Origin of the sequence: Paracoccus aminovorans (assembly GCF_900005615.1) — a bacterium.
GTDB lineage: Bacteria > Pseudomonadota > Alphaproteobacteria > Rhodobacterales > Rhodobacteraceae > Paracoccus > Paracoccus aminovorans.
Genome location: NZ_LN832559.1, coordinates 2,754,848 through 2,776,500, shown reverse-complemented (window position 1 = coordinate 2,776,500; position 21,653 = coordinate 2,754,848). Strand labels below are relative to the sequence as shown.

30 protein-coding genes are annotated in these 21,653 nt (G+C 62.5%); 23 read left to right on the top strand and 7 right to left on the bottom strand.

What is annotated here, in order from left to right; genetic code table 11:
- Positions 1 to 169: 169 nt before the first annotated feature.
- Positions 170 to 592, top strand: coding sequence for a glycerol-3-phosphate cytidylyltransferase (gene tagD, locus JCM7685_RS13795; protein WP_074966053.1), 423 nt, complete (start codon positions 170 to 172; stop codon positions 590 to 592).
- A gap of 40 nt (positions 593 to 632) precedes the next feature.
- Here tagD and JCM7685_RS13790 read toward each other — a convergent pair whose 3' ends face one another.
- A complete protein-coding gene (locus JCM7685_RS13790; RefSeq protein ID WP_074966054.1) occupies positions 633 to 1,808 on the bottom strand; it encodes an SGNH/GDSL hydrolase family protein in 1,176 nt (391 codons plus the stop codon).
- Between JCM7685_RS13790 and JCM7685_RS13785 the strand changes: the two genes are divergently transcribed.
- The gene (locus JCM7685_RS13785; protein WP_231964645.1) at positions 1,795 to 4,461 is read left to right on the top strand and encodes a glycosyltransferase; all 2,667 of its coding nucleotides are present in this window, start codon (positions 1,795 to 1,797) and stop codon (positions 4,459 to 4,461) included. The two genes, JCM7685_RS13790 and JCM7685_RS13785, sit on opposite strands and share 14 nt — an antisense overlap.
- 13 nt (positions 4,462 to 4,474) lie before the next feature.
- Here JCM7685_RS13785 and JCM7685_RS13780 read toward each other — a convergent pair whose 3' ends face one another.
- The 4 genes from JCM7685_RS13780 to JCM7685_RS13765 form a co-directional block, all read right to left on the bottom strand.
- Positions 4,475 to 5,404, bottom strand: a complete 930-nt coding sequence (locus JCM7685_RS13780; RefSeq protein WP_074966056.1) for a hypothetical protein — start codon at positions 5,402 to 5,404, stop codon at positions 4,475 to 4,477.
- Between the two features lie 87 nt (positions 5,405 to 5,491).
- Positions 5,492 to 6,532, bottom strand: coding sequence for an XcbB/CpsF family capsular polysaccharide biosynthesis protein (locus tag JCM7685_RS13775; RefSeq protein WP_231964644.1), 1,041 nt, complete (start codon positions 6,530 to 6,532; stop codon positions 5,492 to 5,494).
- A gap of 99 nt (positions 6,533 to 6,631) precedes the next feature.
- On the bottom strand, positions 6,632 to 7,948 hold the full coding sequence (locus JCM7685_RS13770) for a hypothetical protein (RefSeq protein ID WP_197701058.1): 1,317 nt from the start codon (positions 7,946 to 7,948) through the stop codon (positions 6,632 to 6,634).
- A gap of 138 nt (positions 7,949 to 8,086) precedes the next feature.
- Positions 8,087 to 9,037, bottom strand: a complete 951-nt coding sequence (locus JCM7685_RS13765; RefSeq protein ID WP_074966058.1) for an NAD-dependent epimerase/dehydratase family protein — start codon at positions 9,035 to 9,037, stop codon at positions 8,087 to 8,089.
- A gap of 719 nt (positions 9,038 to 9,756) precedes the next feature.
- On the opposite strand from JCM7685_RS13765, the gene rpsJ reads away from it, so the two are divergent.
- The 9 genes from rpsJ to rplP all read left to right on the top strand — a co-directional run bounded on the left by rpsJ (position 9,757) and on the right by rplP (position 14,611).
- Positions 9,757 to 10,065, top strand: coding sequence for a 30S ribosomal protein S10 (rpsJ, locus tag JCM7685_RS13760; protein WP_042247848.1), 309 nt, complete (start codon positions 9,757 to 9,759; stop codon positions 10,063 to 10,065).
- A 10-nt stretch (positions 10,066 to 10,075) separates the two neighbouring features.
- Complete coding sequence (rplC, locus tag JCM7685_RS13755; RefSeq protein WP_074966059.1) at positions 10,076 to 10,939, top strand: 50S ribosomal protein L3; 864 nt, start codon at positions 10,076 to 10,078, stop codon at positions 10,937 to 10,939.
- Complete coding sequence (gene rplD / locus JCM7685_RS13750; protein ID WP_062561258.1) at positions 10,936 to 11,556, top strand: 50S ribosomal protein L4; 621 nt, start codon at positions 10,936 to 10,938, stop codon at positions 11,554 to 11,556. The genes rplC and rplD overlap by 4 nt, the downstream gene beginning before the upstream one ends.
- Positions 11,553 to 11,849, top strand: coding sequence for a 50S ribosomal protein L23 (locus JCM7685_RS13745; protein WP_074966060.1), 297 nt, complete (start codon positions 11,553 to 11,555; stop codon positions 11,847 to 11,849). Before rplD ends, JCM7685_RS13745 begins: the two co-directional genes overlap by 4 nt.
- A gap of 94 nt (positions 11,850 to 11,943) precedes the next feature.
- Positions 11,944 to 12,780 carry a 50S ribosomal protein L2 gene (gene rplB, locus JCM7685_RS13740; protein ID WP_074966061.1) on the top strand — a complete coding sequence of 279 codons (837 nt, stop codon included), beginning with the start codon at positions 11,944 to 11,946 and terminating at the stop codon, positions 12,778 to 12,780.
- A 3-nt stretch (positions 12,781 to 12,783) separates the two neighbouring features.
- Positions 12,784 to 13,062 (top strand): 30S ribosomal protein S19, encoded by a 279-nt coding sequence (gene rpsS, locus JCM7685_RS13735; RefSeq protein ID WP_017999558.1) that lies wholly within the window; start codon positions 12,784 to 12,786, stop codon positions 13,060 to 13,062.
- A gap of 5 nt (positions 13,063 to 13,067) precedes the next feature.
- Positions 13,068 to 13,463, top strand: coding sequence for a 50S ribosomal protein L22 (gene rplV, locus JCM7685_RS13730; protein ID WP_074966062.1), 396 nt, complete (start codon positions 13,068 to 13,070; stop codon positions 13,461 to 13,463).
- Complete coding sequence (gene rpsC / locus JCM7685_RS13725; RefSeq protein WP_074966063.1) at positions 13,463 to 14,185, top strand: 30S ribosomal protein S3; 723 nt, start codon at positions 13,463 to 13,465, stop codon at positions 14,183 to 14,185. Before rplV ends, rpsC begins: the two co-directional genes overlap by 1 nt.
- 12 nt (positions 14,186 to 14,197) lie before the next feature.
- Positions 14,198 to 14,611: a 50S ribosomal protein L16 gene (rplP, locus tag JCM7685_RS13720; RefSeq protein ID WP_074966064.1), complete on the top strand. Its 414-nt coding sequence runs from the start codon at positions 14,198 to 14,200 to the stop codon at positions 14,609 to 14,611.
- A gap of 60 nt (positions 14,612 to 14,671) precedes the next feature.
- Here the strand turns inward: rplP and JCM7685_RS13715 are convergent, their stop codons facing one another.
- On the bottom strand, positions 14,672 to 15,499 hold the full coding sequence (locus JCM7685_RS13715; RefSeq protein WP_074966065.1) for a hypothetical protein: 828 nt from the start codon (positions 15,497 to 15,499) through the stop codon (positions 14,672 to 14,674).
- Positions 15,500 to 15,706: 207 nt separating this feature from the next.
- Here JCM7685_RS13715 and rpmC point away from each other — a divergent pair, with 207 nt between their 5' ends.
- The 12 genes from rpmC (at position 15,707) to JCM7685_RS13655 (ending at position 20,854) form a co-directional block, all read left to right on the top strand.
- Positions 15,707 to 15,913, top strand: a complete 207-nt coding sequence (gene rpmC, locus JCM7685_RS13710) for a 50S ribosomal protein L29 (RefSeq protein WP_074966066.1) — start codon at positions 15,707 to 15,709, stop codon at positions 15,911 to 15,913.
- Between the two features lie 12 nt (positions 15,914 to 15,925).
- Complete coding sequence (rpsQ, locus tag JCM7685_RS13705) at positions 15,926 to 16,174, top strand: 30S ribosomal protein S17 (RefSeq protein WP_017999564.1); 249 nt, start codon at positions 15,926 to 15,928, stop codon at positions 16,172 to 16,174.
- A 62-nt stretch (positions 16,175 to 16,236) separates the two neighbouring features.
- Positions 16,237 to 16,605 carry a 50S ribosomal protein L14 gene (gene rplN / locus JCM7685_RS13700; protein WP_010400243.1) on the top strand — a complete coding sequence of 123 codons (369 nt, stop codon included), beginning with the start codon at positions 16,237 to 16,239 and terminating at the stop codon, positions 16,603 to 16,605.
- Entirely contained in the window at positions 16,605 to 16,910 is a 306-nt protein-coding gene (gene rplX, locus JCM7685_RS13695) for a 50S ribosomal protein L24 (RefSeq protein ID WP_074966067.1), read from the top strand. Before rplN ends, rplX begins: the two co-directional genes overlap by 1 nt.
- Positions 16,910 to 17,470 carry a 50S ribosomal protein L5 gene (gene rplE, locus JCM7685_RS13690; protein ID WP_017999566.1) on the top strand — a complete coding sequence of 187 codons (561 nt, stop codon included), beginning with the start codon at positions 16,910 to 16,912 and terminating at the stop codon, positions 17,468 to 17,470. The genes rplX and rplE overlap by 1 nt, the downstream gene beginning before the upstream one ends.
- 18 nt (positions 17,471 to 17,488) lie before the next feature.
- Positions 17,489 to 17,794, top strand: a complete 306-nt coding sequence (gene rpsN, locus JCM7685_RS13685; protein WP_074966068.1) for a 30S ribosomal protein S14 — start codon at positions 17,489 to 17,491, stop codon at positions 17,792 to 17,794.
- A gap of 16 nt (positions 17,795 to 17,810) precedes the next feature.
- On the top strand, positions 17,811 to 18,203 hold the full coding sequence (gene rpsH / locus JCM7685_RS13680; protein WP_036744838.1) for a 30S ribosomal protein S8: 393 nt from the start codon (positions 17,811 to 17,813) through the stop codon (positions 18,201 to 18,203).
- A gap of 11 nt (positions 18,204 to 18,214) precedes the next feature.
- Positions 18,215 to 18,748: a 50S ribosomal protein L6 gene (gene rplF, locus JCM7685_RS13675; RefSeq protein WP_074966069.1), complete on the top strand. Its 534-nt coding sequence runs from the start codon at positions 18,215 to 18,217 to the stop codon at positions 18,746 to 18,748.
- Positions 18,749 to 18,760: 12 nt separating this feature from the next.
- Positions 18,761 to 19,120 carry a 50S ribosomal protein L18 gene (gene rplR, locus JCM7685_RS13670; protein ID WP_074966070.1) on the top strand — a complete coding sequence of 120 codons (360 nt, stop codon included), beginning with the start codon at positions 18,761 to 18,763 and terminating at the stop codon, positions 19,118 to 19,120.
- 110 nt (positions 19,121 to 19,230) lie between these two features.
- Positions 19,231 to 19,797, top strand: a complete 567-nt coding sequence (rpsE, locus tag JCM7685_RS13665) for a 30S ribosomal protein S5 (RefSeq protein ID WP_074966071.1) — start codon at positions 19,231 to 19,233, stop codon at positions 19,795 to 19,797.
- Positions 19,798 to 19,809: 12 nt separating this feature from the next.
- Complete coding sequence (gene rpmD / locus JCM7685_RS13660) at positions 19,810 to 19,998, top strand: 50S ribosomal protein L30 (RefSeq protein WP_011747117.1); 189 nt, start codon at positions 19,810 to 19,812, stop codon at positions 19,996 to 19,998.
- Positions 19,999 to 20,128: 130 nt separating this feature from the next.
- Positions 20,129 to 20,854: a hypothetical protein gene (locus tag JCM7685_RS13655; RefSeq protein WP_074966072.1), complete on the top strand. Its 726-nt coding sequence runs from the start codon at positions 20,129 to 20,131 to the stop codon at positions 20,852 to 20,854.
- A gap of 36 nt (positions 20,855 to 20,890) precedes the next feature.
- Here JCM7685_RS13655 and JCM7685_RS19625 read toward each other — a convergent pair whose 3' ends face one another.
- Entirely contained in the window at positions 20,891 to 21,643 is a 753-nt protein-coding gene (locus JCM7685_RS19625) for a hypothetical protein (protein WP_139218059.1), read from the bottom strand.
- Positions 21,644 to 21,653: the final 10 nt, after the last annotated feature.

Here is a 21,653-nt window from a genome sequence, read left to right as displayed (position 1 = left end):
AAGGTTAACGAGGAAACATGCCAGTTTGACGACACCGGCACGATCGGCGGTTGTATTTTCTGGGCAGCACTGTATGACTGAGGACTTGACAGCCCCAGGACGATGACTTGGCCGCCGGGTGGCCGCGATGGGGACGGCCTGAACTCGCGCGGATGCCCGGAGCGAAGTGATGCGGCGTATTCTGACCTACGGTACTTTCGACACCCTGCATTATGGACATATCCGTCTGCTGCAACGGGCCCGGGCGCTTGGCGACTATCTGATCGTCGGCTTGTCCACCGACGAGTTCAATGCCCGCAAGAACAAGCAGGCCTTCCATAGCTGGGAGGAGCGCAAGGCGCATCTTGAGGCGTTGCGCTATGTCGATCTGGTCATCCCGGAACGGACCTGGGAACAGAAGCCCGACGACGTGCGCCTTTATCATGTCGATGTCTTCACCATGGGCAGCGACTGGGCCGGCAAGTTCGACGATCTCGCATCGCTTTGCGAAGTCGTCTATCTGGAAAGGACCAACGGCATTTCCAGCACGATGATCCGCAGCAGCCTGCAACCGGCCGAGCCGGAGCCCGCACGGCCGGCCATGGTGAAATAGAGGCGCGCCGGACCCGCTTGCGCCCGTTCGGCCGGCAGCGTCAGCAAGCCGGGGTCACGTTTTCCAACAGCACCCCGGCGATACGGGCGGGCGTCTTTTCTTCGGGCATCGTCAAGGTCGAACGAAGTTCGTGTTCGGCATAGAATTCTCCCGGATGGCGAGCGGGCGAAAGCAGCAACCGGTCGCCGGGTCCAAAGAGCCAGTGCGTGTCCCAACGCTTGCCGAGTGCGTTTTCAAGCGACACCGCCTTGAGAATGACGCGCCGATGGCTGCTGTTCGTGGTCGAAAAGCGCATTTGCCGCATCTGGTCCGCGTCTCGCTGCAATTGCACGCGGATGCCGCTTTCGAAATCCGCATGGCAGAGGGCGCAGACGGCGGCGACCCGGCCGTGCCCGTTCAGCTCGATCGAAAGCGGCAATTGCGCCGTCGGAATGCGCATCAGCGCGTTCTCGTGCCAGCCCTGCGTCAGCCCCTCGACCAGCGCGACGCTGCGTCCCGCGGTATGCAGGGGCGCGACCGGGGCCGGAACGCGGCAGGCGGCGACCAGTTCCGCGACTCCGGCGGCGATGAACGCCGTCAGTTCCGGTGCGCGCGTGTAATGGGCGCTGTCGGTGTAAAGCGCGTAGGGCAGGCGTTGTCCCGCGTTCCGCTGGCGCCAAGCCACCGAGACGTCGAAGGGGACGATGCCGTGATGGGCGAAAAGATCCGTCAGCATCTGGTAATAGGGATCGCGCTGCGGCGCCCGTTCCTGCCAGAGCGGAGTCAGGATCAGCGGAACGAAGCGGCAACCGCGCGCGCGGCACAACGCCATGAGATGCTCGACATTCTTCAGCAGCATCTCGCGGCGATAGCCGCGTGCGACATGGTTCACCTCGTTGAGCGCATACTCCCAAAGAACGCAGTCGCCTTCGCCCGGTTGATCGCCGTCTCCGGGCATCAGAAAGCGGAAAAGCCCGGTGAGCGTCGTCGTGGCCCCGACCGAGCGGTTCAGGACGGGCTGTCCTGTCTGCTGGGAAAAACTGGACACCCAGCCGTCGCGGAAAATTGAATTGGACCCGCCGAAAACATAAAAAGGCATGATGATCTCCGACCGGCCGTGCGCGGAAAATGGCCGGTTCCATGCGGCGGATCGACCGCTTTTGTCATGCCGCCGCGCACTGATGCCGTTATCGCGTCCAACCGATCGGACCAGGACCGAAAGAATGGCCGCAGCCATTGCTCATCGCGGCCATATGGGCCATTTTCTCCGCGCCCCCGACCGTCGATTCCGCTTCGGCCGCGCCCAAGCAACATGGTACCGGAACATGACCAAGACATTTTTGCGCAACCTTCTTCTTGCCTACAAGCCCCTTGATGCCCGGCTGCGCCATATCGGTCCCTATGCACGGCTCTCGCGGGTGCTGCAAACCCGCTACAACGCGATGATGAGCGGCGAGGGCGCCGCCAGTGCGAAGGCGCTCGACGCGCGCGCCTATATCGACAATTTCGAGCGCGTGGCGCCGCGGACCGATACGATCCTGTTCGAATGCTACTGGGGCAAGAAATTCGCCGACAATCCCCTGGCCATGTATCGCGCCCTGCTGCGCAACCAGCCGCAGGGGCGGTTCCGCATCATCTGGGTCGCCAAGGAGGGCGAGTCGGCCCCCGACGAGATCGCCAGGAACCCCGATGTGCGGCTGGTGCGGGCCGGCACGGCGGAATACGGCATGGCGCTGCTGGAAGCGGGCTATCTGGTGAACAACGTCACCTTCCCGACCTGGTTCATCCGCCGTCCCGGCCAGCACTATTGCAACACCTGGCACGGCGTTCCGATGAAGGCGATGGGGCGCGACATGGTGGCGCCGCTGGTGTCGAAGGCCAATTCGCAACGCAATTTCCTGCAGGCGGACGTCATTCCCGAACTGAGCGAATATTATCGCTGGGCGACGATCCGGCCCTGCTATGCGGATGAACTGCTTGCGGACGCGCTGTTCCCCTGCGGTGCGCCGCGCGTGGACGACGTGATCGTGCCCAAGGTGCCCGCGCGGCAATTGCGCGACCGCTACGGTATCGGCGCGGATCAGCAGATCGTGCTGTTCGCCCCCACCTGGCGGGGCAATTCGACACAGATTTCGCAGGTTTTCGGCGACCAGGCCAAGCTTTGCAGGGAGATGGCCGAGGCGCTGGGGCAGGGGTATTTCGTGCTGTTCTCGGCGCATCAGATGCTGAGAGTCCGCCAGACCGACCTTGCCCCGAACATGGCCTTGCTGGCCGAGAACGACAATATCAACGACATTCTGACCATCGTCGATGTCATGGTCAGCGATTATTCCAGCATCCTGTTCGATTTTCTGCCCGTGGACCGGCCGATCGTCCTGTTCACCCCCGATATCGACCATTACCGTGAAGACCGGGGACTCTATCTGGAGCCCGCCGATCTGCCTTGCGCCAATACGACGGATTTCGCCGGTCTGGTCGGTGCCATCCGTGCGGCCCGGCGGCCGTCGGACTTCCCGGGTTACGAACAGATGCGGCAACGCTTCACCCCGTTCGAGGACGGCCATGCCGCAGAAACCGCGCTGGCGGCCTTGCTGGACCCGGCGACGAAGGCCAGTCACCGCCGTCCCGACGGGCGCCTGCGCCTGCTGATCGAGCCGGGGGGGATGCTGCCGAACGGTATCACCGCATCGCTGAGGAGCCTGATTGCCAACCTCGATTACGAGCGTTTTGACCCTTATATCCTGATCGATGCGACAGCCATGGACAATGAACCTGGCCGTATGCAGCAGTTTCAAGAATTTGATCCGCGCTGCAATTGGATCTGGCGCTATGGTGACATGCTGCGCACTAGCGAGGAGCAGTCCGTTTATCAGAGTTTCTGCATCGGCGATACGCTGAACGCTAATAGGGACCTGCCTATACTCCGTCGCATCTTCGAGCGCGAGGCCCGGCGGGTGTTGGGCAGCGCTCATTTTGATATTGCTATCGAGTTTGGCGGCTACTCTCCTTACTGGACGAGCTTGATTGCTTGCAGCAACGCCGTACGCAAGGTTTGCTATCAGCACAGCCATCTGTGGGCTGAATACAACAACCTTATGAAAGCGCACCGTCAGCTTAACGCGGTATTCCAGATCTATCGTTGGTTCGATCAGATCATTGCAGTCTCTGACGAAACGCGGACGGTAAACGAGACGCATTTGAAGCAATTCTATCCAGCGGCGCGGGCGCGAACCGTGCGCAATACGCTGGATGTGAAACGGGTTCTGGAAAAGGCACGTCTGCCGGTTTCGCTGGCGCATCCCGAGGCGGGCATGCTGTTCCAAGACCCCGGCCTATTCCGGTTCGTCGCCCTTGGTCGGCTATCGCCTGAGAAGCGCTACGACCGGATGATCGGGGCATTGGCCCGCATCGCCCCGGAGCATCCGAATGCGGTCCTGATGATTTGCGGCGAAGGTTCCCTACGCGACAAGCTGGTCCAGCTTGCCCGTCGAAAGGGGGTGGCCGAACAGGTCCGTTTCCTTGGTCAAGTCTCGAATCCCTATCCGCTGTTGGCTCATGCCGACGTCTGCATGCTGTCCTCGGATTACGAAGGGCAACCCATGGTCCTGCTGGAGGCGCTATGTCTTGGCGCGACCTGCATCGGTTCGGATATCCCGGGCGTGCGCTCGGTGTTGAAGGATGGGCTTGGCCATATCGTTGCCCCGACAGAGGAAGCCTTTGCCGAAGCGATGAAGGCTGCCATCGAGGGCCGTCTGCCCGCGTTGAAGCCCGCCGATATCGGCGGACCCTATATCGAGGAAACCATGCGGGAGTTCACCGAAATTGTCTGCGGGCTGGCGGGTTCATCCGCGGCGGCCCCGGGGCAGGCAAAGCTTGTCATGCCCGCCTGATCATCGGGTCCGCTCACGCCTTCGGCCAGCGCGGTTCCAGATACTCCGGGTGGTCGGGAAAGAAAGTCTCGATCACCCAGGCGTTGCCCTTGTCGAAGCGGCTTTGGAAGGTGCGGGCCTGTGCAAGGTTGGGTTCTGCTCCCTGTCCCGAGAAATTCGCCTCAATCCGGGCAATCTCCTGCCGGCGCTGCGCGGGATCAAGCTCGCCATTGACATTGGCTAGGCGCAAGAGTTCCTGTCCCTGGATATTGATCGAACTGTTGAGCTCTTTGGGGTGCGAAAAAAGCGGATCAGCGTGATCCTGTCCCAGAAACCGACAAAAATCGGCGATGACGCCGCCTTCCTGCCGGGAAGGAAGCGCCTTGTAGGGACGCACCTCGATATTTTCGATTCCAAAGACGTTGCCCCAGCGGCTGATGAGTCCTTGAAGGTCGAAATACTTGAAGAAGCCCTTGGTAAGTCGCTGAATATGCTCTTCCATCGTGTCGGAGAAACCGTGCCGCAGTAGGGTCGAATAGAGCGACACGAGTTGATCGAGCTGCGGGCGCACATAGACTAGGATGCGGACCTGGGCGAATCCTTCAGCGAAAAGCTCGCGGAAGCGCGTGACATTTGCTTCTAGGTTGCAGCGCGATTGCAGGTGTTCGCTGGTGATGACGACCTCGCGCGGCAACGTCGTCTCGATGGTCTCGCGATAGGCGGCGTGGGTTTCCGCGACGAAGCGGGCATGATCGTGCTGATCGCGGATGCCTAAGGCTTGCATCAGAGCCTGGGACTGCCCGAAATTTAGCGCGGATATGGTGGCCTTGCGATGATCCTGCACACCCAGAACCTCGGGGATACAGATCTCCTTCTGGGCGAAGGCGGCGCGGTTGTGACGCAGGAAGTCTTGGATGCTGGTCGAACCAGTCTTGGTCGTGCCGATATGGACGGTCAGTTTCATTGCGATTTCCGCTGCAACAGGGCGGATGCACCGACCCGCCGAGAACCCTCCTTAACAACCCCCCTTTGACTTCGCAACCGGCCGGGATCACCAGACCGTATGGTAGCCACCAGGGATCGCCAGCCCGGCAAGATGCTGGTTGATCTGCGATAGGGCGTGGGGGATGGTCAGCCGCCCGACATCGGGATGGGAACGAATCTCGGGATTTTCCGAGTTCAGGAACAGGAAGCGGTCGCGAAAGCGTCCGATCAACGTCTCATCGATATAGGGAAATTGCGGCGAGCGGGTCGAGCAGATCACCGAAAGCCGTGCCTCGGGGTGGACCTGACCCACCAGCTCGGCGAAGCGCTCCTGCTTGGTGGCCGCGAATGTGTCGAGCGTGAAATGGGAGTCGTTATATGTATTCACATAATGCTCGTCCGACAGGATCGGGTCCGCCGCTACCCCGCGCCATCCATGGCGCATCGCGTAGAAGGCCGCGGCGGTCCCACCCTTGGAGCCGCCGTAGAGCACGATATTGTCCCGCGCCACGCCAAGCCCGGCGGCGGCATCCTCAATCCGGGTACAAATGTGATCCTCGTTGTCGGGCAGAGCCCGGGAGTTGAGGTAGAACGATCCCACGACGCCGCCGAAATCGGCGATGCGCATGATATGCGTGTTCTTGGGGACATATTTTCCGATCGAGGCGAAGTTCTGCTCGAAATGCCGCATCAGGCTGGGCGTATACATGACGCCTGCGATCGACGAGAACACGACCAGCAGCCGCGGCTCGCCGCCGCCGGGGGCGGTTTCCAACTTGCTGAAAATGGTGTTGCTGTCCACAGCCACCTCGCCCGCGATGGCCAGCCGCCACAGCGTCGGAATCCGGCGGTGGCGCACCATTGAGGACACGCCTTCGCGCAGGGTGTAAAGATGGAACCCCGCGTTGGCCATCATCACCAGCTTTTCCTTCAGGGCCGGGTCCTGGCGCGCCAGGGTGATGATGCTGTCGGTTTTGGTGCGGCTGGCCGCCGCGTGATCCACATGGATGAAGTTCAGGTGTGGCAGCGAGGCGATTCGGTCGCGCAACTCATCGACAGGAATGTCGAGGGGTACGTGGATGACGGATGCGCTGTCGATCTTTTCCATGAATAACCTGACCTTGCTGCGGCCCTCGGCCAGGGCCAGCCTTAGCAGGCGCTTATTCCGGCGCCAGTCCGCCAAGTCAATGCGCGGCAGGTGCAAAGTTCATGTCCCGTCCCGTGTTCCGCCGGCCCGGACCGGCCCGACGGGCGCTTCTTCGTCCGCCGCATCCCCTGAGCCGTCGAAGATGGTTTCGGAAATCCTCCAACCTCGCAGAGGATCGGGCCGGACAAAGCCCGCCGCCGCCATCTGTTCCAGCAACCGTGCCGCATCCTGCGGGCGCGAATGCAGCATTGCGAGCCGTCGCACCGAAACCGCCAGTGCCATCGGCCCGGCGTGCAGCACCAGGTTGGGCGTATCCAGGGCACAGTCGAAGCTCAGTTTCGGTTTGCGCCAATCGCCGTAATTTTCGGTCAGGTTCTGTTCGGCAGTCGCGGGCGCCAAGGGGCGAACCCCTGCAAGATCGCGAGGGGCCAACGTGAAGGGGCTGTTCACCCATCTGTAAAGCGTCGTGCCGTGCCAGATGCAGTCGCGTTCCCGGTAGTGCAGGAAAATATCGATCACGATGCCGCCGGCGTGACGCAGCTTGTAGAGCACCGGGATATCGCATCGTATCGCCCCCTCCGGACCTCCCAGAATGAGCGTCTGCGACTCGGCGCGCAAGCAGCGGAACGGCGGACTGTGACAAAGCAGTCGTTCAAGCTGGGCCAGGTCGGCTTCCTCGGCGAAAAGGCCAAGGTCGATGTCATAGTCATGCGCCAGCATCCGGCCTTCCCGGACTGCGCCCAGCAGCGTGCCCGACAGGATGAACGGACGAAAGCCCGCGCCTTCAAGCAGATCCAGCGCGTCGCGCAGGGCGGCTTCGGCCCCGAGCGGCGAAAATCCCGCCCGCGAGGAGACGGCCCCGGGGTCGCGCTGGGGCAGGTCTGCGGGCGAAGCGTCGGTAGCGGGCAAGGCATGGCGCAGGGCGTGGTCCAGCAGCCTGTCGGCATCGGCGCTCAGCCGGCCCATATGCAGGGCGTAATCCGGAGTGCCGAAGGCCTGGAGCGTCGCACTTGCCGAGAGAAAGCACAATTCGCCCAGCAGGACCTCGGCCTTGATGCGTCCACCATAGCGCAGAAGGAAATCGCGCATCGCCTCGAGTTCCGCGAGCGTCATGCCGGAACAGAACAGATACAACGGGTCCAGGGACATATCCATCCTGGGAAATCTGCGCCGGACATACCATGCCAGACGCGCGAGCCCGATGTGATAGTCGTCCGCTCTTATGCGGCGCGACACTTCACGCGCCAGACAAGGGGCCATGGTGATGGCCAGCGTCGCGCAAAAGGCACACAAACTGACGACCCTGCGGCTGACGGCCCCATGCCTGTCGGTGACATAGCTTCTGGGCAGGATCCGGCGGATCAAAGACTTCAGCATCGCTTGGCAGTCAACTCGGCATGGGGGAATATGCGGCGATAGAAGCGCGCGCCATTGATGTCAATTGCTCTTCCATACCGATGTCCTGCCGGGCGCGCGCCTCGCCGCCAGGAGCGCGCAAAAGGGCCGGCTGCAATGTCAGCGCTCCCGTTCCCCGGTCAGAGAGGTCCACAGCTGACCCAGCCCGGTGCGGATGTCGGTTCCAGCGGAGAATCCGAGCGCGTGCGCCGCTTCCGACGGATCGCCCAGCGACATGCGGATGTCTCCCGGGCGCGGGTCGGCGCGAAGGATCGGGGACGGATCGCGGCCAGCCACGCCATCAATTTCCGCAGCAAGGGCGAGGAGAGTGGTCTCGATTCCCGTGCACAGGTTGAAGACGCTGGCGCCTCCGCGGGTTTCGGCATGAGCGCGGGCCTGGATCAGCCCTTCGATGATATCGGCAACATAGATGAAGTCGCGGCTTTGGCCGCCGTCGCCGAATACGGTATGAGGAGCGTCGGTCAGGCGGTTCGCGCAGAATCGCGAAATCACCCCGGCATAGGGCGAACGCGGGTCTTGGCGGGGTCCATAGACATTGAAAAAGCGCAGACCGACCGAAGGCAGCCCATGAATTTCCGCCATTGCCCGGGCCTGATGCTCGCAGCCCAGCTTATCGGCGCCGTAGGGTGATATGGGGGCAGGCACGCTGCTCTCGCGACACATCGTCCCGGACCGGTCGCCATATACGGCGGCCGAGGAAGCATAGACCACCGGCACCCCGCCCGGCCGAGCCTTGGCAGCGGCGCGAAACAGTCCGATTGTTGCCTCCAGGTTGATGCGATGGCCACGCTCCCAGTCTTTTATGCATTCCTGGACCGATACCAGCGCTGCCAGATGAAAAACACTGTCTGCCCCGTTCATCAGTTCGCCGACCATCGCGCCGTCGGTGATATCGCCGATGACGAGCTCGGCCTCAGGGGGCAGATTTTCCCGGTTTCCGCTGGAGAGGTCGTCCAACACGATGACCTGCTCGCCGGCTGTCACAAGACGATCGACAAGATGGCTGCCTATGAAGCCTGCGCCTCCGGTGACGAGAGTCCGACGTGTCATATGCGTCCCACCATTCTTCCTGCAGTTGCTTCAAGTCCGTGTCGTATGAGGCCGGGCTGACCGGCCGTTTTGAGTGCCTGCCCCGGATTACATATGGTCGATCATGAAGTCTATGGAGTGTCTATGATTGTCGAACCAACTGGTGGAACAGCTCTGAGAGTGCCTGATCGGCGGTCCAACTGAGGATTGCGCGGAGCTTGGCAAACGTTGGGCTGCGGCGGCTCTCTCGCTTTCCTGAAGCGGGCGAAAGCATCTGTGCGAACCGTCGCCAGCTTGGCGCTGCCGGCGGGGATCAAGGCGCAGGTTGGCTACAAGCGCCGCCCTGCCGCCTTATGGCGGCAAGCCGGCGATCATGGTCGACAGCACTCTGGATCGGCAGTAGGACGTCGAGGTCCCGGACCAGGTTTGCGTGGCCGATATCACATGCATGCGGGCGCGGCGTCTGGCCGGCGATACTGCCTATGTCGCAACCGGCGAGAGGTGCAGGATCGCTGCTTCCGTAACCTGGGTATTGTCTGCTGACCGATAGGCCAGCCGATGCTTGACCTGGTGGGGCTTTTCCGGCATAGGACCGCATCGCTGCCGGTTTCTCGAGAATCGGTGGCCATCAGGCAGGGCCGCCGCCAAGGCGGCCTGCTGTTGTTTTATACGGTTCGACGCTGGCGGGGCATGGTGTGCTGTCAGCCTCTCAACTGGAACTCCCCGCAAGAGGGAAGTCTATGCAAAGCCAGAATATCCGCATCCGGCTGAAGGCGTTCGACTATCGCGTCCTGGATGCCAGCACGCAGGAAATCGTGAACACCGCCAAGCGCACCGGCGCTACGGTTCGTGGTCCGATCCCGCTGCCGAACAAGATCGAGAAATTCACCGTTCTGCGCGGCCCGCATATCGACAAGAAATCGCGCGACCAGTGGGAAATCCGCACCCACAAGCGTCTGCTCGACATTGTCGATCCCACCCCGCAGACCGTTGACGCCCTGATGAAGCTCGACCTCGCCGCCGGCGTGGATGTCGAGATCAAGGTCTAAGGGGGTCATCATGCTTCGGACTGGTGTTATCGCCAAGAAGCTGGGCATGACCCGGCTGTTCCTGGAAGACGGACGTCAAGTTCCCGTCACCGTTCTGCACGTCGATAATGTGCAGGTCATCGCTCAGCGCACGACCGACAAAGACGGTTACGTGGCTCTGCAGCTCGGCGCGGGCGAGGCGAAAGCCAAGCGCACGACCGCCGCTCTGCGTGGCCATTTCGCCAAGGCGAATGTCGCGCCCAAGCGCAAGATCGCGGAATTCCGCGTTGCCGAGGAAAACCTGGTGGACGTGGGCGAGGAAATCATCGCCGATCACTATTTCGCGGGTCAGTTCGTCGACATCGCCGGTACCTCGATCGGTAAAGGCTTTGCCGGTGCGATGAAGCGTCACAACTTCGGTGGTCTGCGCGCCTCGCACGGCGTGTCGATCAGCCACCGCTCGCACGGTTCGACCGGCCAGTGCCAGGACCCCGGCAAGGTGTTCAAGGGCAAGAAGATGGCGGGTCATCTGGGTGCCGTTCGCGTCACCACGCAGAACCTGCAAGTCGTGCGCACCGATGCCGACCGTGGCCTGATCATGGTCAAGGGCTCGGTTCCGGGCTCGAAAGGTGGCTGGGTCACCATCAAGGACGCCGTGAAGAAGCCGCTGGCCGAAACCACGATCTTCCCCGCCGCGACCCGCTCGAAGGCCAAGGAAGCCGCGCGTCTGGCCGAAGAAGCCGCCGCTGCCGCTGCCGCCGAGGAAGAAGCCGCCCGCAAGGCCGCTGCCGAAGCCGAAGCCGCCGCGCAAGAGGCTGCTCTGGCCGAAGCCCAGGCCTCGATCGAAGCGGACAAGTCCGCTGACGATGCCGCGCCCGAAGGAGAGAGCAAATGAAACTCGATGTGATCTCGCTCGATTCCGGCAAGGCCGGCGACATCGACCTGAGCGACGACATCTTTGGTCTGGAGCCCCGCGCCGACCTGCTGCACCGCGTGGTGCGCTGGCAGCGTGCGAAAGCCCAAGCCGGCACCCATTCGGTGCTGGGCAAGTCGGACGTCAGCTATTCGACCAAGAAGATCTATCGCCAGAAAGGCACCGGCGGCGCCCGCCACGGTTCCCGCAAGGCGCCGACCTTCCGTCACGGCGGCGTCTACAAGGGCCCGACCCCGCGCTCGCACGCCTTCGACCTGCCGAAGAAAGTCCGCGCGCTTGGCCTGAAGCACGCGCTGTCGGCGAAAGTCGCGGCGGGTGAGCTGGTCATCGTGGACAGCCTGAACATTGCCGAAGCCAAGACCTCGGCCGTCGCCAAGGCGGTCAAGGAAAACGGCTGGAAGCGCGTGCTGGTGATCGACGGTGCCGAAGTGAACGAGAACTTCGCCCGCGCCGCCCGCAACCTCGAAGGCGTCGACGTGCTGCCCTCGATCGGTGCCAACGTCTATGACATCCTGCGTCGCGACACGCTCGTGCTGACGCGCGCCGGTGTCGAAGCTCTGGAGGCTCGCCTGAAATGAGCGTGAAACCCGAACATTACGACGTGATCGTGAAGCCGCTGATCACCGAGAAGGCGACGCTGGTGGCTGACGCCAACGCCTATGTCTTCCAGGTGGCCAAGGATTCGAACAAGCCGGCGATCAAGCAGGCCGTCGAGGCCCTGTTCAACGTCAAGGTGAAGGCCGTGAACACGACCATCACCAAGGGCAAGACCAAGCGCTTCCGCGGCCGCCCGGGCGTGCGCTCGGACGTCAAGAAGGCCTATGTGATGCTGGAAGCTGGCAACAGCATCGACGTCTCGACCGGTCTTTGATAAGAAGCCGCGAATCGACGGCCCCGGCAGCGGGGCCGTCCATTTTTGACTGAAACGGACCAGCTACGGTCCAAAGCAACGGAAGACAGAGAGCATGGCACTCAAGTCGTATAAGCCGACGACGCCTGGCCAGCGTGGGCTGGTTCTGATCGACCGTTCGGAGCTTTGGAAAGGGCGCCCGGTCAAATCCCTCACCGAGGGTTTGACCAAGAACGGCGGCCGGAACAACACCGGACGGATCACGATGCGCCGCAAGGGCGGCGGGGCGAAGCGTCTTTACCGCATCGTCGATTTCAAACGCACGAAGTTCGATGTTTCGGCCACGGTCGAGCGGATCGAATACGATCCCAACCGCACCGCCTTCATCGCGCTGATCAAATACGAAGACGGCGAGCAGGCCTATATCCTGGCTCCGCAGCGTCTGGCCGTGGGTGACAAGGTCATCGCCGGCGCCAAGGTCGACGTGAAGCCCGGCAACGCCATGCCGTTCAGCGGCATGCCGATCGGCACCATCGTCCACAACGTCGAGCTGAAGCCCGGCAAAGGCGGCCAGATCGCCCGTTCGGCTGGCACCTATGCCCAGTTCGTCGGTCGCGACGGCAGCTATGCCCAGATCCGCCTGTCCTCGGGCGAGCTGCGCCTGGTCCGCCAGGAATGCATGGCCACCATCGGTGCCGTGTCGAACTCGGACCACTCGAACCAGAACCTCGGCAAGGCTGGCCGCAACCGTCACAAGGGCATCCGCCCGAGCGTGCGCGGTGTCGCCATGAACCCGATCGACCACCCGCATGGTGGTGGTGAAGGCCGGACCTCGGGTGGCCGTCACCCGGTGACCCCGTGGGGCAAAGGCACCAAGGGCACCAAGACCCGCTCGAACAAATCGACCGACAAGTATATCCTGCGGTCGCGTAATGCGAAGAAGGGGCGTTAATCCATGGCACGTTCTATCTGGAAGGGCCCCTTTGTCGACGCTTATGTGCTTCGCAAGGCCGAGAAAGCCCGCGAAGCCGGCAAGTCCGACGTCATCAAGATCTGGTCGCGTCGTTCGACCATTCTGCCGCAGTTCGTCGGCCTGACCTTCGGCGTCTACAACGGTCACAAGCACATCCCGGTCGCCGTGACCGAAGAGATGATCGGCCAGAAGTTCGGTGAATATTCGCCGACCCGGACCTATTACGGTCACGCCGCCGACAAGAAAGCGAAAAGGAAGTAATCCCCATGGGTAAGGAACAGAATCCGCGCCGCGTGGCGGAGAACGAGGCGTTTGCGAAGACCAAGATGCTTCGCACCTCGCCGCAGAAGCTGAACCTCGTCGCGGCGCTGATCCGTGGCAAGAAGGTGGACAAGGCCCTGGCCGACCTGACCTTCTCGCACAAGCGCATCGCCGGCGACGTGAAGAAGTGCCTGCAATCGGCCATCGCCAACGCCGAGAACAACCACAACCTGGACGTCGACAGCCTGATCGTCGCCGAGGCCTGGGTCGGCAAGAACCTGGTCATGAAACGCGGCCGTCCGCGCGCCCGTGGCCGTTACGGCAAGATCATGAAGCCGTTCTCGGAAATCACCATCAAGGTTCGTCAGGTCGAGGCCGTCGAAGCAGGGGAGCGCGCGTAATGGGTCAGAAAGTCAACCCCATCGGGATGCGTCTTCAGGTCAACCGCACCTGGGACAGCCGCTGGTACGCGGACGACAAGGACTACGGCAATCTGCTGCTGGAAGACCTGAAGATCCGCGACTTCATCCATGATGAAGCCAAGCAGGCCGGCGTCAGCCGCGTCATCATCGAGCGTCCGCACAAGAAATGCCGCGTGACGATCTATGCCGCGCGTCCGGGTGTCATCATCGGCAAGAAAGGCGCGGACATCGAGACGCTGCGCAAAAAGCTGGCGAATTTCACCGCCTCGGAACTGCACCTCAACATCGTCGAGGTCCGCAAGCCCGAGCTGGACGCCCAGCTGGTGGCCGAGTCGATCGCCCAGCAGCTCGAGCGCCGGGTGTCGTTCCGCCGCGCCATGAAACGTTCGGTGCAGAACGCCATGCGCATGGGTGCCCTGGGCATCCGGGTGAACGTCTCGGGCCGTCTCGGCGGCGCCGAAATCGCCCGCACCGAATGGTATCGCGAAGGCCGCGTGCCGCTGCACACCCTGCGCGCCGACATCGACTATGCGCTGTCGGAAGCCACGACCCCCTACGGGATCATCGGTGTGAAGGTCTGGATCTTCAAGGGCGAGATCATGGAACACGACCCGCAGGCCCGCGACCGCCGCGCCACCGAGGCGCAGGACGGTCCGGCCCCGCGCGGTCCGCGCCGTGATCGCGACCGCGACGCGCGCTAAGGAGAAGTCAAAATGCTGCAACCGAAACGGACCAAGTTCCGCAAACAGCACAAGGGCCGGATCCACGGCGAAGCCAAGGGCGGCTTTGCCCTGAACTTCGGCTCTTACGCGCTGAAGGCGATCGAGCCCGAGCGCGTGACCGCCCGCCAGATCGAAGCGGCCCGCCGCGCGATCACCCGCCACATGAAGCGTCAGGGCCGGGTCTGGATCCGGATCTTCCCGGACGTGCCGGTTTCCTCGAAGCCGACCGAAGTGCGGATGGGTAAGGGCAAGGGCTCGGTGGACTTCTGGGCCGCCCGCGTCCACCCCGGCCGGATCATGTTCGAGATCGACGGCGTGAACGACGTCATCGCCCGCGAAGCCCTGCGCCTGGGCGCGCAGAAGCTGCCGGTGCTGACCCGCATCGTCGCCCGCGAAGACTGGTAATCCTGGTCAAGCGACGCCGAAAAAGGCCCCGCCATGCGAATGGCGGGGCTTTTGCCTTGCCTAGCCGGTCACCACATGGAAGCTGGACGGCAGCAGGCTCTGCACGCCCACAAGGCGGATGATCGAGAGGTATTCCATCGGCTCCTCCTCGGCATCTAGGCCGAGATAGCGCAATTCGATCTCGGTGCCGCCATTGCGCGCGATCACATTGTGGCCAAGGTAATTCTGCTCGGCCGCCGGGATGTTGATGGTCAGCACGTCCTGCGTCGGGTCGAAATCCGAGACCTCGACCGCCGTGCCCGAACCGGCCTGGCCCGGATTGATGTCGCCCTGCTGCATGTCCAGTTGCAGATGGTCGGCGCCTTCGCCCAGCGTGACATCGGTGGTGTGGTTCCAGTCGCTGCCCAGTGAAGGGCTTTTCGCGATCAGCACCATGTCGTTTCCGGCGCCGGCGTCGATCACGTTCGGCTCATCCATGGCGCGGTCGATCAGGCTTATCGTGTCGTCGCCATCGCCGCCCAGCACTTCGGTCTTGATCGCGCGGTCCACGCGGATCTGGTCGTTGCCGGCGCCGCCGTCGATCACGCTGCCATAGGACGTGTCGATCAGGATCACGTCGTCGCCATCCTCGCCATAGGTATCGACCCCCAGGGACAGGCTGACCGTGTCGTTGCCGGCGCCGGCATGGATCTCGGTCGGGTAGGGCGAGGCGGTTTCGTCATAGGCAAGATCGTCGTCCCGGTCGGTGCCGGTCACGCGGCCTTGGTCGTCCATTTCGGGCTCCGGTTCCGGTTCCGGTTCGCGATCCGGTTCGTCGTCATCGTCGAAAATCGCCACGCCCAGCATAAGGGCGATCAGCCCACCGAAGATCAGTGCCGCAGGTTCCATGAAGAATACCTTTTGATTAAAATGCCGAGCAGGATGGTAACGGCGCCGTTACTATCGTCAAGCGTGTGCCGCGCCGCGGCTGCAAAGAAATTCCTTGTGTTTGCTGGGAAACGCGCCTATAGGCACGGCTTCATCACGAAACTCCACCGGAATCAGGGTGGCCCTGCGATGCAGGGGCTCTCCGGTGATGTTGAAAGGAACAGGCGCATGAAAGCGCAGGAACTGAAAGAAAAGTCGCCGGAACAGCTGCGCGAGCAGCTTCTGTCGCTGAAGAAGGAAGCGTTCAACCTGCGCTTCCAGCAGGCCACCGGCCAGCTCGAATCGACCGCTCGCATGCGTGCCGTCCGTCGCGACGTCGCCCGTGTGAAAACCATTCTGAACCAGAAAGCGGCGGAAGCCGCGGCGGCGAACTGAGGAGTCCGGTCCATGCCCAAACGCATCCTGCAAGGCCGTGTGGTCAGCGACAAGAACGAACAGACCGTCACCGTCCTAGTCGAGCGCCGCTTCAAGCACCCGCTGCTGCACAAGACCGTGCGGTCGTCCAAGAAATACCGCGCCCATGACGCGGAAAACCAGTTCAAGGTCGGTGACACCGTTCGCATCGTCGAATGCGCGCCGATCTCGAAGACCAAGCGCTGGACCGTCCTGCTTGACGCTGCCGAAGCCCAAGCCTGACACCAGTTTAATCGATACCCTGGGGCCGGTCAGGCCGGTCCCCAAAGGTCGGGAGTAACCCTATGATCCAGATGCAGACCAATCTGGATGTCGCTGACAACTCCGGCGCGCGCCGGGTGCAGTGCATCAAGGTCCTGGGTGGTTCGCACCGTCGCTATGCGTCGGTGGGCGACATCATCGTCGTCTCCGTCAAGGAGGCCATCCCGCGCGGCCGCGTGAAGAAAGGTGACGTCCGCAAGGCCGTCGTCGTGCGCACCGCCAAAGAAGTGAAGCGCGAGGACGGCACCTCGATCCGCTTCGACCGCAACGCCGCCGTCATCCTGAACAACCAGGGCGAACCGGTCGGCACCCGTATCTTCGGGCCGGTCGTGCGCGAGCTGCGCGCCAAGAACTTCATGAAGATCATCTCGCTTGCGCCGGAGGTGCTGTGATGGCTGCCAAGCTGAAAAAAGGCGACAAGGTCGTCGTGCTGGCCGGCAAGGACAAGGGTAAGCAGGGCGAGATTACCGCCGTCATGCCCAAGGACAACAAGGCCATCGTCGACGGCGTCAACATCGCCATCCGTCACACCCGTCAAAGCCAGACCTCGCAGGGTGGCCGCGTGGCGAAAGCCATGCCGATCGACCTGTCGAACCTCGCGCTGCTGGACAAGAACGGCAAAGCGACCCGCGTCGGCTTCCGCGTGGAAGGCGACCAGAAGGTCCGTTTCGCCAAGACCACCGGAGACGTGATCTGATGCTGGACCAAGCCACCTACACCCCGCGTCTGAAGTCGCTTTTCAAGGACAGCATCCGCGCTGCCCTGAAGGAAGAGTTCGGCTACAAGAACGACATGCAGATCCCGCGCCTGGACAAGATCGTCCTGAACATGGGCATCGGCGAAGCGGTCAAGGACACCAAGAAGGTCAAGCAGGGCGCCGAGGAGCTTTCGCTCATCGCCGGCCAGAAGGCCGTGGTGACCCATGCCAAGAAATCCATCGCCGGCTTCCGCGTTCGCGAGGAAATGCCGCTGGGCGCGAAAGTGACCCTGCGCGGCGACCGGATGTATGAATTCCTGGACCGCCTGATCAACATCGCGCTGCCGCGCGTCCGCGACTTCCGCGGCGTGAAGGGCAGCTCCTTCGACGGCCGCGGCAACTATGCCATGGGCCTGAAGGAGCACATCGTTTTCCCGGAGATCAACTTCGACAAGGTCGACGAAGTTCTGGGGATGGACATCATCATCTGCACCACCGCGCCGACCGACGCGGAAGCGAAGTCGCTGTTGAAGCATTTCAACATGCCGTTCAACAGCTGATCGCGAAGGGAAGAAGATATGGCTAAGAAATCCATGGTCGAGCGCGAGAAGAAGCGCGAGAAACTGGTTCAGAAATACGCCGCCAAACGCGCCGCTCTGAACGAGATCGTCCACGATCAGTCCCTGCCGATGGAAGAGCGCTTCAAGGCCAGCCTGAAACTGGCTGAACTGCCGCGCAACTCGTCGGCGACGCGTCTGCACAACCGGTGCCAACTGACCGGCCGTCCGCACGCATACTATCGGAAACTGAAACTGTCGCGGATCATGCTGCGCGAGCTCGGCTCGTTCGGTCAGATCCCCGGCATGGTCAAGTCCAGCTGGTAAGGGGGCATATACAATGATGAACGATCCTCTCGGCGATATGCTGACCCGCATCCGCAATGCTCAGATGCGCGGCAAATCGACCGTTCGCACGCCTGCCTCCAAGCTGCGCGCTTGGGTTCTGGACGTGCTGAAAGCCGAAGGTTACATCCGCGGCTATGAAGAAACCACGACCGAAGCCGGTCACAAGGAACTGGAAATCAGCCTGAAGTATTACGAAGGCACTCCGGTCATCCGCGAACTGGCCCGCGTGTCGAAACCCGGTCGCCGCGTCTATGCCGGCGCCAAGGAAATCCCGCAGGTCCGCAACGGCCTGGGCGTTTCCATCGTCTCGACGCCGAAGGGTGTCATGTCTGATGCAGCAGCGCGCAACGCCAACGTCGGCGGCGAAGTGCTCTGCACCGTGTTCTAAGGAGGGCAGAGATGTCTCGGATTGGTAAGAAACCGGTCGCCCTCCCGAAAGGCGTGACCGCTGAAATCAAGGGCCAGACGATCGAGGTGAAGGGGCCGAAAGGCGCCCGTACGTTCACCGCGACCGACGACGTGACCCTGTCGCTGGAAGAAGGTTCGGTCAAGGTGACGCCGCGCGGCACCTCGAAGCGGGCCCGCCAGCAGTGGGGCATGACCCGCTCAATGGTCGAGAACCTGACCGTCGGCGTGTCGGAAGGCTTCAAGAAAGAGCTCGAGATCCAGGGCGTGGGCTACCGCGCCACCATGCAGGGCAAGACCCTGAAACTGGCTCTGGGCTATTCGCATGACGTGAACTTCGAAACGCCGGACGGTGTGACGATCACCTCGCCGAAGCAGACCGAGATCGTGGTGGAAGGCATCGACCAGCAGCTGGTCGGCCAAGTCGCCGCGAACATCCGCGAGTGGCGCCGCCCCGAGCCCTACAAGGGCAAGGGCATCCGCTACAAGGGTGAGGTCGTCTTCCGCAAGGAAGGCAAGAAGAAGTAAGGGGCGCGAGAAATGGCACTGAACAAACGAGAGCTGTTCCTGAAGCGCCGCCTGCGCGTGCGGAACAAACTGCGGGCAATCTCGGACGGTCGTCCGCGTCTGTCCGTTCACCGTTCTTCCAAGAACATCAGCGTCCAGCTGATCGACGACGCGAAGGGGGTCACCCTGGCCGCCGCCTCGTCGCTCGAGAAGGATCTGGGCGTCGTCGGCAAGAACAACGTCGAGGCTGCCGCGAAAATCGGCGCCGCGATTGCCGAGCGGGCCAAGAAAGCCGGTGTCGAGGAAGTCATTTTCGACCGTGGCGGCTTCCTGTTCCACGGCAAGATCAAGGCTCTGGCAGACGCAGCCCGCGAAGGCGGTCTGAAGTTCTGATCCTGTGGGCGGCTCTCCAGCCGCCCCGATGATCCGGGGGCGCTCCATCGTGGGCGCCCACCTGGATTGAATGAACCGGCGCTTGTCGCCAACCTGATAAGGAATGCCTCATGGCAGAACGTGATAATCGTCGGGGTCGCCGCGAAGAGCGCGAAGAAACCCCGGAATTCGCCGACCGTCTGGTCGCGATCAACCGCGTGTCGAAAACCGTCAAGGGTGGCAAGCGCTTCGGCTTCGCCGCTCTGGTGGTCGTCGGCGACCAGCGTGGCCGCGTCGGCTTCGGCAAGGGCAAGGCCAAAGAGGTGCCGGAAGCGATCCGCAAGGCCACCGAGCAGGCGAAACGCTCGCTGGTTCGCGTGCCGCTGCGCGACGGCCGCACCCTGCACCACGACATCGAAGGCCGTCATGGCGCCGGCAAGGTGATCATGCGCACCGCCGTTCCGGGGACCGGCATCATCGCCGGCGGTCCGATGCGCGCCGTGTTCGAGATGCTGGGCGTTCAGGACGTCGTCGCGAAATCGCAAGGCTCGCAGAACCCCTACAACATGATCCGCGCCACGCTCGACGGTCTCAAGAAAGAGGCCTCGCCCCGCAACGTCGCCCAGCGTCGTGGCAAGAAAGTGGCCGAGATCCTGCCCTCGAACGACAAGCCGGCTGACGCCGCTGTCGAAGCGTAAGGAGAGGCAACAATGGCCAAAACCATCGTCGTCAAGCAGATCGGTTCGCCGATCCGCCGCCCCGCCATCCAGCGCGAGACGCTGAAAGGCCTGGGCCTGAACAAGATGAACCGCACCCGTGAGCTGGAAGATACCCCGGCCGTGCGCGGCATGGTCGCCAAGATCCCGCATCTGGCCGTGATCATCGAAGAGCGCGGCTGATCCCAGCCTTCGCGAATTCAGCGAACGTGCCCCGGAGCGATCCGGGGCGCGTTTTGCTTTGCGCGTTAACCTTTCGCTAACCAGGTCTGGTTAATCTGGCGTCGGTCGGGTTGGGGCGAAGGGACAGGACATGCGCGGCATAATCTGCTGTCTGGCGGCGCTGTGGCTGCTGGCCTCGGCCGCTTCGGCCGGGCCCTGGGCGCGCGATCCCGGCGCGGTCTTCGCCGCGCTGTCGCTGGAACAGGACCGCGACGACAACCGCCACACCGGGCTTTACGCCGAATACGGGCTCGGCCCGCGCAACACGCTGGGGCTGGAGTTGGGCCGGACCCGGGACGAGACCACGCTGCTCTTCTGGTGGCAGCGCGCGCTCGGCCGGGACGAGGGGCCGAACCGCTGGGCGGTGTCGCTTGGCCTCGGGGCAATCCAGCGCGATGGGCGCACGCATCCCATGGCGCAACTCGCCACTGCCTGGGGTCGCGGCTTCGACAGCATTCCGCTGTTGCGCCGCATCCCGGGCGGCGGCTGGCTGGCGGTCGAGACCCGCTCGAAACTCGCCGCGATCACCCGCGACTACCCCGAGGAGCCCAATGTAATCTGGGAGGACCCGACCTATCTGACGCCCGAGACCACGCACAAGCTGGACCTGACGCTGGGCTGGCACGCGCGCGACACGCTGATGCTGATCAGCCAGTTCCGTTTCGAGCATCGTGACGATACCGGCTTCTCGGGCAAGCTGGCGATCTCGGCCGTGCGCGACCTCTGGGGCCCGGCGAAGCTGGAACTGGGGCTGATCGAGCCGCTGACCGGGCAGGACGAGCGGGCGGTGAAGCTGGGGACGTGGCTGGAGTTCTAGGGGACTCGGCCTCGTCTCAAAGCGGGAGATTTTGCACTAGTCGGTGATACCTATTCGCAGGGAGATCTGATCGTGAGCGGCCTTTACTTGGATCAAAACCTCGTGGGCCTCAAGAATCATTGCGACCTGAGCCACCGCGACGACGGACCGGAAGTAATAGTTATCGGCGTCTGCGCGATGGTCTTCTGCGAACTCTGACGATTGCATGCCATCGACCAAAAATCTTCCTGATCTACCGTCATACATATCCATTATTGCCTCGGAGCTCCCGTGGACAAAAGATGAATAGGCGTGACTTATGGTAGCCCCAGCGTTGACGTGATTGTGGGAATATCCAGCACTTTGCACCAATGAGGCAATTCTTGCTCGAATCTTCTTTCGTGGTGGAGAGTTCGGCCCCTTCAGCGGAGCACGCTGCACCCCTCGCTCACTGATCGGCTCTGCATAAAAAGCACCCATAAGCTGTTCCAGCGTTGCGCACCGCTCGCCGGCAGATAACGCAAGACACATGAAATCGATGTCCTCAGTCAGTTCATCATGGACTCGCTGGAGCGCTGCTTGTTCTTGGAAGAACCCTTCTTGGCTCAGAGCTTCGATCGCACTAAGTCCCGAGATGACACGTGCAAGCTTTTGCACCATCGCTTGCTCCACCATCCGTTCGCGATATCGAAAGGTGTAGCCTCCCTGTCTGACGACTTCGACGGGCTTCGGTACGAGGTGCTGCAGGATTTCGAACGCCCATCGGAGAAGACGGCGGATGTGCTGTCGTTCGTTAGTAGTCAGTGACATGCTCAGAGGG

Coding starts and splice junctions, on each gene's coding strand:
- rpsC (WP_074966063.1), top strand. CDS start 13,463: ATGGGTCAGAAAGTCAACCCCATCGGGATGCGTCTTCAGGTCAACCGC.
- tagD (WP_074966053.1), top strand. CDS start 170: ATGCGGCGTATTCTGACCTACGGTACTTTCGACACCCTGCATTATGGA.
- rpsH (WP_036744838.1), top strand. CDS start 17,811: ATGAACGATCCTCTCGGCGATATGCTGACCCGCATCCGCAATGCTCAG.
- rplB (WP_074966061.1), top strand. CDS start 11,944: ATGGCACTCAAGTCGTATAAGCCGACGACGCCTGGCCAGCGTGGGCTG.
- rpsS (WP_017999558.1), top strand. CDS start 12,784: ATGGCACGTTCTATCTGGAAGGGCCCCTTTGTCGACGCTTATGTGCTT.
- JCM7685_RS13655 (WP_074966072.1), top strand. CDS start 20,129: ATGCGCGGCATAATCTGCTGTCTGGCGGCGCTGTGGCTGCTGGCCTCG.
- rplV (WP_074966062.1), top strand. CDS start 13,068: ATGGGTAAGGAACAGAATCCGCGCCGCGTGGCGGAGAACGAGGCGTTT.
- JCM7685_RS13745 (WP_074966060.1), top strand. CDS start 11,553: ATGAGCGTGAAACCCGAACATTACGACGTGATCGTGAAGCCGCTGATC.
- rpsQ (WP_017999564.1), top strand. CDS start 15,926: ATGCCCAAACGCATCCTGCAAGGCCGTGTGGTCAGCGACAAGAACGAA.
- rpsJ (WP_042247848.1), top strand. CDS start 9,757: ATGCAAAGCCAGAATATCCGCATCCGGCTGAAGGCGTTCGACTATCGC.
- rpsE (WP_074966071.1), top strand. CDS start 19,231: ATGGCAGAACGTGATAATCGTCGGGGTCGCCGCGAAGAGCGCGAAGAA.
- rplX (WP_074966067.1), top strand. CDS start 16,605: ATGGCTGCCAAGCTGAAAAAAGGCGACAAGGTCGTCGTGCTGGCCGGC.
- rplR (WP_074966070.1), top strand. CDS start 18,761: ATGGCACTGAACAAACGAGAGCTGTTCCTGAAGCGCCGCCTGCGCGTG.
- JCM7685_RS13785 (WP_231964645.1), top strand. CDS start 1,795: ATGGCCGCAGCCATTGCTCATCGCGGCCATATGGGCCATTTTCTCCGC.
- JCM7685_RS13765 (WP_074966058.1), bottom strand. CDS start 9,037: ATGACACGTCGGACTCTCGTCACCGGAGGCGCAGGCTTCATAGGCAGC.
- rpmD (WP_011747117.1), top strand. CDS start 19,810: ATGGCCAAAACCATCGTCGTCAAGCAGATCGGTTCGCCGATCCGCCGC.
- rplD (WP_062561258.1), top strand. CDS start 10,936: ATGAAACTCGATGTGATCTCGCTCGATTCCGGCAAGGCCGGCGACATC.
- rplF (WP_074966069.1), top strand. CDS start 18,215: ATGTCTCGGATTGGTAAGAAACCGGTCGCCCTCCCGAAAGGCGTGACC.
- rplE (WP_017999566.1), top strand. CDS start 16,910: ATGCTGGACCAAGCCACCTACACCCCGCGTCTGAAGTCGCTTTTCAAG.
- JCM7685_RS13715 (WP_074966065.1), bottom strand. CDS start 15,499: ATGGAACCTGCGGCACTGATCTTCGGTGGGCTGATCGCCCTTATGCTG.
- rpsN (WP_074966068.1), top strand. CDS start 17,489: ATGGCTAAGAAATCCATGGTCGAGCGCGAGAAGAAGCGCGAGAAACTG.
- rpmC (WP_074966066.1), top strand. CDS start 15,707: ATGAAAGCGCAGGAACTGAAAGAAAAGTCGCCGGAACAGCTGCGCGAG.
- JCM7685_RS19625 (WP_139218059.1), bottom strand. CDS start 21,643: ATGTCACTGACTACTAACGAACGACAGCACATCCGCCGTCTTCTCCGA.
- JCM7685_RS13775 (WP_231964644.1), bottom strand. CDS start 6,532: ATGGAAAAGATCGACAGCGCATCCGTCATCCACGTACCCCTCGACATT.
- JCM7685_RS13790 (WP_074966054.1), bottom strand. CDS start 1,808: ATGGCTGCGGCCATTCTTTCGGTCCTGGTCCGATCGGTTGGACGCGAT.
- rplN (WP_010400243.1), top strand. CDS start 16,237: ATGATCCAGATGCAGACCAATCTGGATGTCGCTGACAACTCCGGCGCG.
- rplP (WP_074966064.1), top strand. CDS start 14,198: ATGCTGCAACCGAAACGGACCAAGTTCCGCAAACAGCACAAGGGCCGG.
- rplC (WP_074966059.1), top strand. CDS start 10,076: ATGCTTCGGACTGGTGTTATCGCCAAGAAGCTGGGCATGACCCGGCTG.
- JCM7685_RS13770 (WP_197701058.1), bottom strand. CDS start 7,948: ATGCTGAAGTCTTTGATCCGCCGGATCCTGCCCAGAAGCTATGTCACC.
- JCM7685_RS13780 (WP_074966056.1), bottom strand. CDS start 5,404: ATGAAACTGACCGTCCATATCGGCACGACCAAGACTGGTTCGACCAGC.